The sequence below is a fragment of the Alienimonas sp. DA493 genome, assembly GCF_043951915.1.
GTDB lineage: Bacteria > Planctomycetota > Planctomycetia > Planctomycetales > Planctomycetaceae > Alienimonas.
Window position 1 is genome coordinate 1 of the sequence record NZ_JBINJD010000221.1, and the last position, 6,720, is coordinate 6,720.

Genomic DNA, 6,720 nt, shown 5'->3' on the forward strand with positions numbered 1-6,720 from the left:
GACGGCGACCGGACTGATGCGGCGGCTGGCCCCCCGGTGGGGGCTGGTCGACGCCCCGGACGCCGCCCGCAAGGTGCACAGCACGCCCACGCCGCTGGGCGGCGGGCTGGCGGTCTGGTTCGCCGTGGTCGGCCCGCTGCTCGGCGGGGCGGCGGCGGCGGCGCTCGTGCGTCACGGCTGGCTGCCGGAGTCGATCGTCCCGACGGCCCTGCGGCCCCACCTCGCCGGCGCCGGGGCGAAGCTGCCCACGCTGCTGGCGGTGCTGGGCGCCGGCACGGTGTTGACAGCGGTAGGCCTTTGGGACGACCGCCGCGGCGTCGCCTGGGGATGGCGGCTGCTCGTCCAGTTCGGCTGCGCCGCGATCGTGGTGGTCGCCGGCGTGCGGTTCAGCCTGTTCCTGCCCGGCCTGTCCGGCCGGATCGCGGCGACGGCGCTGACGGTCCTCTGGCTGGTCGTGCTGACCAACGCCTTCAATTTTCTGGACAACATGAACGGCCTGTGCTCCGGCACGGCCGCGATCGCCGCCGCGGTGCTGGCGACGATCATGCTCGTCGCCCTGCCGCGGCCGCACTGGTTCGTCGGAGCGATGGCCCTCACGCTCTGCGGGGCGCTGGTCGGCTTCCTGTTCCACAACTGGGGCGGGAAGATCTTCCTCGGCGACGCCGGCAGCACCTTCGTGGGCTTCATGCTCGCCGCCTGCTGCGCCCTGGGGACCTTCTACGAGGCCCCGGTGCGGGGCGAGGGGGCGGGCATCCACGGGTTCGGGAATCACGTGATCTTCGCCCCGCTGTGCGTGTTGGCGGTGCCCCTGTACGACTTCGCCACAGTCCTCACGATCCGCCTGCGGGACGGCGCGAGCCCGTTTCGGCCGGACCGCAATCACTTCTCCCACCGCCTGACCGACCGCGGGCTGTCCAAGCGGGGGGCGGTGAAGACGGTGTGGCTGTGCACCCTCGTGACGGGGCTGGCCGGGCTGCTGCTCTACCGGGTGGACGGCTGGGTCGGGGCGGGGCTGTGCGTGGCGATCGTCGGCGGGGTGCTGGGGATCGTGGCGGTGCTGGAGTTCTCCACCCGCCGCGGGGGGGCGGCGATGCCGGGCCTTGTGCCCCGGCCGATCGGCGACGGCGCCGCGGACTGAACCCCTCCCGATGCCCAGTGCCCCCGCCGAGCGAACGCCCGCCCCGGCCCCGCCGGCCGCCGGCGACCCCTGGCTCCGCCCGCTGCGGGCCGCGGCGGGGTTGTGCGTCGCCGGTCGCTTTCTCGTCCCCACCGAGGCGACGCTGCTGGGCCTGACCCCCGGCGACGCCGCCGCGGACGGCTGGCTCTCCGTCTTCGCCCTGCTGGCGCTGGCCGTCCTCGCCGTGCGGGCGTGGCGAACCGGCGGGGGACTGCGGTGGGGGCGCTGCGAAAGCCTGCTGGCGGGGCTGGTTCTCGCCCACGCCGTCGCCGCGGCGCCGATCTTTTGGGAGGGCGGGCCGCGGCGGGCGGCGGCGGAGACCGTCTTCAACTGGGCCGGCCTCGCCGCGACCGCCGTGCTGCTCCGCAGCCTTTGGCGCCCGGGCGACGCCGTGCGGCTGGCGGCGCTGGCCGTGGCCTGCGGCACGGCCGCGGCGGCGGTCGGGGCGTGGCAGGTAGCCGTCTCGTTACCGGCCGACCGGGCGGCCTATCGCCAAGCCCGGGAGCAGGCCGACAGCCCGGACGCCGCGATCCGCGACGCCGCCCGGGCCCGCCTCGCCGCGATGGGCGTGCCGGAGGAGCCCGCCGCCCGCAAGCGGTGGGAGGACCGCCTGTTGGGATCGCGGGAGCCGTTCGGGCCGTTTTCCCTCGCGAACACCCTCGCCGGCGTGCTGCTGGCCGCGGCGTTGTTGCTCCCGGCGCTGCTGCGGAGAGATCGAACGACCCTCGTCGTCGCCGGACTGGCCGCGGCGCTGCTGATCGGCGTCCTACTACTCACGAAAAGCCGCACCGGCTACGTCGGCTTCGCCGCCGGGGCGCTGACTTGGGCGGTCCTCCGCTGGGGCCGCGGGCCGGGGAGGAGCCTGGGGAAGAGGACGCTCCTCGGCGCCGCCATCGCCGGGGGACTGCTGTGCGTCGCCGTCGGGGCCGCCGTGTGGGCGGGCCAGCTCGACCGGGAGGTGCTCTCCCAAGCCCCCCGCTCCCTCGCCTTTCGCCTGCAGTACTGGACCGGCACGCTGCGGGCGCTGGCGGAACGGCCGCTGCTGGGCGCCGGTCCGGCGAACCTGCGGCCGTTCTATCTGCTCCACAAGGAGGCCGCGGCCAGTGAGGCGATCGCCGCCCCGCACAACCTCGTGTTGGATCTGTGGACCAGCGGCGGGCTGCTCGCCCCGCTGCTCGCCGCAGCGCTGGCCTGGTGCGGGGTGACGCGGTGGCGAAAGGCGTCCGCTCCGCCGGAGATCGACAGGGGAGAAGAGGTGGACGAGAAGACGATGGGCTGGGATCCGCTGTTCGTCGGGGCGCTGGCGGCGTTCGGCCTGATCGGGGCGTTCGGCGGTCTGCTGGGGCCGACGCCGGACGTGGCCCCGGACCTGAATCCTTGGATTTACGCCGTCGTGCGGGAGTGGAACTGGCCGATCCTGCTCGCCGCGGCGCCCGCGGCCGCCGTGCTGCGGTGGTGCGGACGTCCGGCGGTGCCGCGACTGACCGGCCCGGCGTGGGCGGCGGCGTGCGTCGGGCTCGCCGTGCACCTGCTGGGGGCCGACGGGGCGGAATTCCCGGCGGTGATCGTCCTCTTCCTCCTCGCCCTCGCGGCGGCGCCGGTCGCGGCGGGGGAGCGGCAGGAACCGCGGCGGCGAGGGGGGGCGATCGTCGCCGTCGTCGCCGCCCTGCTGGCCGTCGGGGGGCTGTGGTTCGTCCTGTTGCCGGGGCGGACTGCGGGGGGGCTGATCGAGTTCGCCGGGGCGGAAGCCGCACGCGGCCGCGACCCGCGGGGGACGCTGAGGCGGGCCGACGCCGCCGACCCGCTGTCGGACGCGGCCCTCGTCGCGCTGGCGGAGTTCGCCACGTCGCGGGCCCTCGCCGACCCGGAGGCCCCGGGCGACCGCCGCGAGGCCGAGGCGCTGTGGGCCGAAGTCCTCTCCCGGAACCCGTACGACGGCCGGGCGCAAGAGCGGCTGTCGGATTTGGCCCGGACGGTTGGGGCTTGGTCGGAGGCGATGGAGGCCGACCGGGCGGCGGCGGCCCTCGACCCCTCCGCCGCGACGCCGTGGGCCCGGCTGGCGGAGTCCGCCGCCCGGGCCGGCGACGCCGGGACCGCCCGCACGGCGGCCGCGGCGGCGCTGGAGCGGGACGCGATCACCCGCGCCGCCGGACACGCCGACCGGGTTCTGCCGGAGGAGGTCGTGGAGAACCTGCGGCGAACGCGGTCCGCGGGCGACTGAGGCGCGGTCGCGGGCCTATGATGCCCGTCCAACGCCCCCGCCCGCGGGGACGTATCAGCAGCGAACGCCGTTCCGGCGTCGTCCTCCTTCGCGTCTTCGTCTCCCGTCCTCGCCCGCAATCCGTTTTCCATGAACGTATTCGCCCGCATCGCCCTCGTCGCCGCGATCGTGGTCGCGGTGGGCGCCGGCCTCTACTTCTTCGTCGGCGCCCCGGCGGCCGGCCGGCTCGTGGACGAATCCACCGCCCCGGTGCCGGCGTTCGCGAAGAACGACGCCCGCTTCCTGCAACCGAAGGTGCGGCCCGCGGCCAAGGGCCCGCACCCGAAGGTGCTGATCGAGGAGCCGAAGCACGACTTCGGCACGATCGCGCTGGGCGAGAGCGACTCCCACACCTTCGTGGTCAAGAACGTCGGCGAGGCTCCGCTGGAACTGGGCGAGCCCATTACCACCTGCAAATGCACCGCCCCGAAGGCCGGTAACGACGAGCGGATCGCCCCGGGCGAATCGACCACCGTCACCCTCACCTACACGCCGGAGAAGGTCGCCAACGAGTTCGCCCAGCGGGCCTTCATTCACACCAACGACCCGGACGCCCCCCGGATCGAACTGGAGGTGCACGGTCGCGTGGAGGAATTGCTCCAGTCGTTCCCCAGCAACACGCTCGACTTCGGCGTGGTGGACGGGAAGGAGTCGGCGTCGAAGTCGTTCAAGGTCCTCTCCCGGCTGCGGGACGAGGTGACCGTGACCGGCACGGACAGCCCCTCCCAGTACCTCAAAGTCACCACCCGCCCGGCGGACCTGTCCGAACCGATCAGCCCGGCCGAGGAGCTGCCGGAGGACGTGCCCGAGGAGGAACGCCCGCCGGCGCCGAAATCCGCGGCGGAACTTGGGTTCACCGGCGGGGTCGTGGTCACCGTGGAACTGCTGCCCGGCATGCCGGTCGGTCGCTTCCGGGAGACGGTCTCCGTGAACTTCGACGAGGAGCCGCCGGACCCGAGTCGGGCGAAGGAGGGGAAGATCACGGTCGACTACAGCACGATGAAGGCGGAGGTCGTCGGCACGGTGCGGGGGCCCTTCGCGTTCGTGCCCGTGCAGCGGGAGAACCAGAGGTTCCTGCCCAACGCCCTGGCGTTCGACCTGGGAGCCTTCTCGGCGGAGGAGGGGACCACCGGCACGCTCCAGCTGTTCGTGGACGGGATGGAGGAGCCGCTGGAACTCACCGACATTGAGAGCACCGAAAAGTACGTCCAGCTCAAGGTGCGACGCGATCCGAGCTTCTCGGTGGAGAGCGGCCGTCAGAAGCTGTTCCTGGACTTCGTCGTGCCGCCCGGCTCCCCGCCGGCCCAGCACATCCGCAAGGGGAAGGTGATCGTCACGGCGAACACCAACCACCCGGACGCCCGCAAGCTCCAGTTCTTCATCGAGATGGCGTCCTACCGCTGAGTCGCCGGGCCGCGCCGGCCCCCGCCGCGGCGTCCTGGCGTCCATCCGGGGGTTGACCGACGTCGGCCCCGGATCGATACCCCCTCACACGGACCGCTCCGGCCGCCGGGCGGACCGCCCCCGCGTTCCCACGGATCGGGTCCCCCCGCGATGAGTTCTACCGACCCCGCTCCCCCGTCCGGTCCGCACGCCGAGACCACGGCCTCCGCGTGGCCGCAGATCCTTGTCGGGGCGGCGATCGGGGCCGCGGCGCTGGGGTTGGGCGCCTTCATCCTCTCCCGCGGCGGCGATCTGACCGACGGCCCGGCCCCGGAAACCGCGGCGCTGGAGGGCGGGGTCGCCGACCCGTACCTCGACCCGCTCGCCGCGTGGGAGGAGCCGACGGCCGCGATCGTGCTGACCGGGGAGGTGCACGGCTATCTGGAGCCCTGCGGCTGTTCCGAGAAGCAGAACGGCGGCGTCGCCCGCCGCAGCGCCCTGTTCAAGAAGCTGCGGGAGGAGCGGGGCTGGGAGGTGGTCGCCGCGGACCTCGGCGGCACGATTCGCCGCAACCGCCTCCAAACCGAACTGAAGTTCGCCGCCATGCGGCGGGCGCTGGACCAGATGGGCTACGGCGTGTTGAACCTCGGCCCCGAGGAGATGCGGCTGGGGGCGGACTACCTCGTCCAGCACGTCTACGACCCCCCGGAGATGATCGCGGCGAACCTCTCCCTCTACGGCGACTCCACCAGCGAGACCGCCGTCGCCACGGGCGTCAAACGCACGCAGATCCTCGAAGCCGGCGGTCTGAAGATCGGCTTCGCCGGGGTCGTCGGCGACACGATGGGGGCGGAACTGAACGACCCGGAGCCCACCAGCACGATCGGCGTCTACGACGCCCCCGAGGCGCTCCCGCAGGCGTTGGAGGAACTCGCCGACTGCGACGTCCGCGTGCTGCTCTCCCAGGCCCTGCCGGAGCAGACGACGCAGTACCTGAAGGACTTTCCCGGCTTCCACGTCGCCGTGACGGCCGGCGGCCCGGAGGACCCCTCGCCGGAGCCGGAGGTCGTTTCCACTCCCGAGGGCGAGGCGTTGCTGCTCCGCGTCGGCCACAAGGGCAAGCACGCCGGCGTGGTGGGCGTCTACCCGCCCGCGGAGGGTTCCGACGGTCCGCGGCTGACCTACGCGCTGGTCACCCTCTCCAAGGACCGCTACGGCCACGACCGGTCCATGGACCCGATCATGGCGAGCTATCAGCAGTCGATCGCGGATAACCTCGAGGCGATCTTCGAGGACCTGCCCCCCGCCGCCCCGCCGCGGCCGGGCGGGTACGTGGGGGCCGCAAAGTGCGGCGAGTGCCACACCAAGGCCTACGCCAAGTGGAAGGAGAGCCCGCACGCCCACGCCCTCGCCAGCCTCACGGAGGGCCGGGCGAACTTCGAGGGCGACTGGGCCGACCGTCGGCTCGACCCGGAATGCCTCTCCTGCCATGTGACCGGCTGGGACCCGCAGGGCTACTTCCCGTACGAGGGCGGCTACCTGCCGGAGCGGATCGCCGCCGGCTCCGGCGGCGGCGGGGCGGACGGCAGCGAGGGCCTCTCCGGCATGGACCGGTACCACAAGCTTCAGGCCCAGCAGTGCGAGAACTGCCACGGCCCCGGCTCCGGCCACGTCGCCACCTTCGAGCGGTGGAAGGCGGACCCGTCATCCGTCTCGCAGGAGGAGTACCGGGCCGCGAACAAGGCGGTGCACGTCGAACTGGCGACCGCCGCCCAAACGACCTGCGTGAAGTGCCACGACGGCGACAACAGCCCGGACTTCAACTTCGCCGAGTACTGGCCCAAGATCGCCCACCCCTGGCGGGACTGAGCTGAAGGCGAGCTCGACCCGGGCGGCCCCG

Annotated in this window: 4 protein-coding genes; all 4 read left to right on the forward strand. The window is 73.5% G+C overall.

Annotated features, from left to right (window positions below; translation table 11 throughout):
• Nucleotides 1-1,138 (forward strand): MraY family glycosyltransferase (locus tag ACG2DA_RS20995; RefSeq protein ID WP_395258423.1); only part of this gene is annotated, 1,138 nt, incomplete at its 5' end.
• 10 nt (nucleotides 1,139-1,148) lie between these two features.
• Nucleotides 1,149-3,398, forward strand: a complete 2,250-nt coding sequence (locus tag ACG2DA_RS21000; protein ID WP_395258425.1) for an O-antigen ligase family protein — start codon at nucleotides 1,149-1,151, stop codon at nucleotides 3,396-3,398.
• A 129-nt stretch (nucleotides 3,399-3,527) separates the two neighbouring features.
• Nucleotides 3,528-4,841, forward strand: a complete 1,314-nt coding sequence (locus ACG2DA_RS21005) for a DUF1573 domain-containing protein (RefSeq protein WP_395258426.1) — start codon at nucleotides 3,528-3,530, stop codon at nucleotides 4,839-4,841.
• 150 nt (nucleotides 4,842-4,991) lie between these two features.
• Complete coding sequence (locus ACG2DA_RS21010) at nucleotides 4,992-6,689, forward strand: multiheme c-type cytochrome (protein ID WP_395258428.1); 1,698 nt, start codon at nucleotides 4,992-4,994, stop codon at nucleotides 6,687-6,689.
• Nucleotides 6,690-6,720: the final 31 nt, after the last annotated feature.

Coding starts and splice junctions, on each gene's coding strand:
- ACG2DA_RS21000 (WP_395258425.1), top strand. CDS start 1,149: ATGCCCAGTGCCCCCGCCGAGCGAACGCCCGCCCCGGCCCCGCCGGCC.
- ACG2DA_RS21005 (WP_395258426.1), top strand. CDS start 3,528: ATGAACGTATTCGCCCGCATCGCCCTCGTCGCCGCGATCGTGGTCGCG.
- ACG2DA_RS21010 (WP_395258428.1), top strand. CDS start 4,992: ATGAGTTCTACCGACCCCGCTCCCCCGTCCGGTCCGCACGCCGAGACC.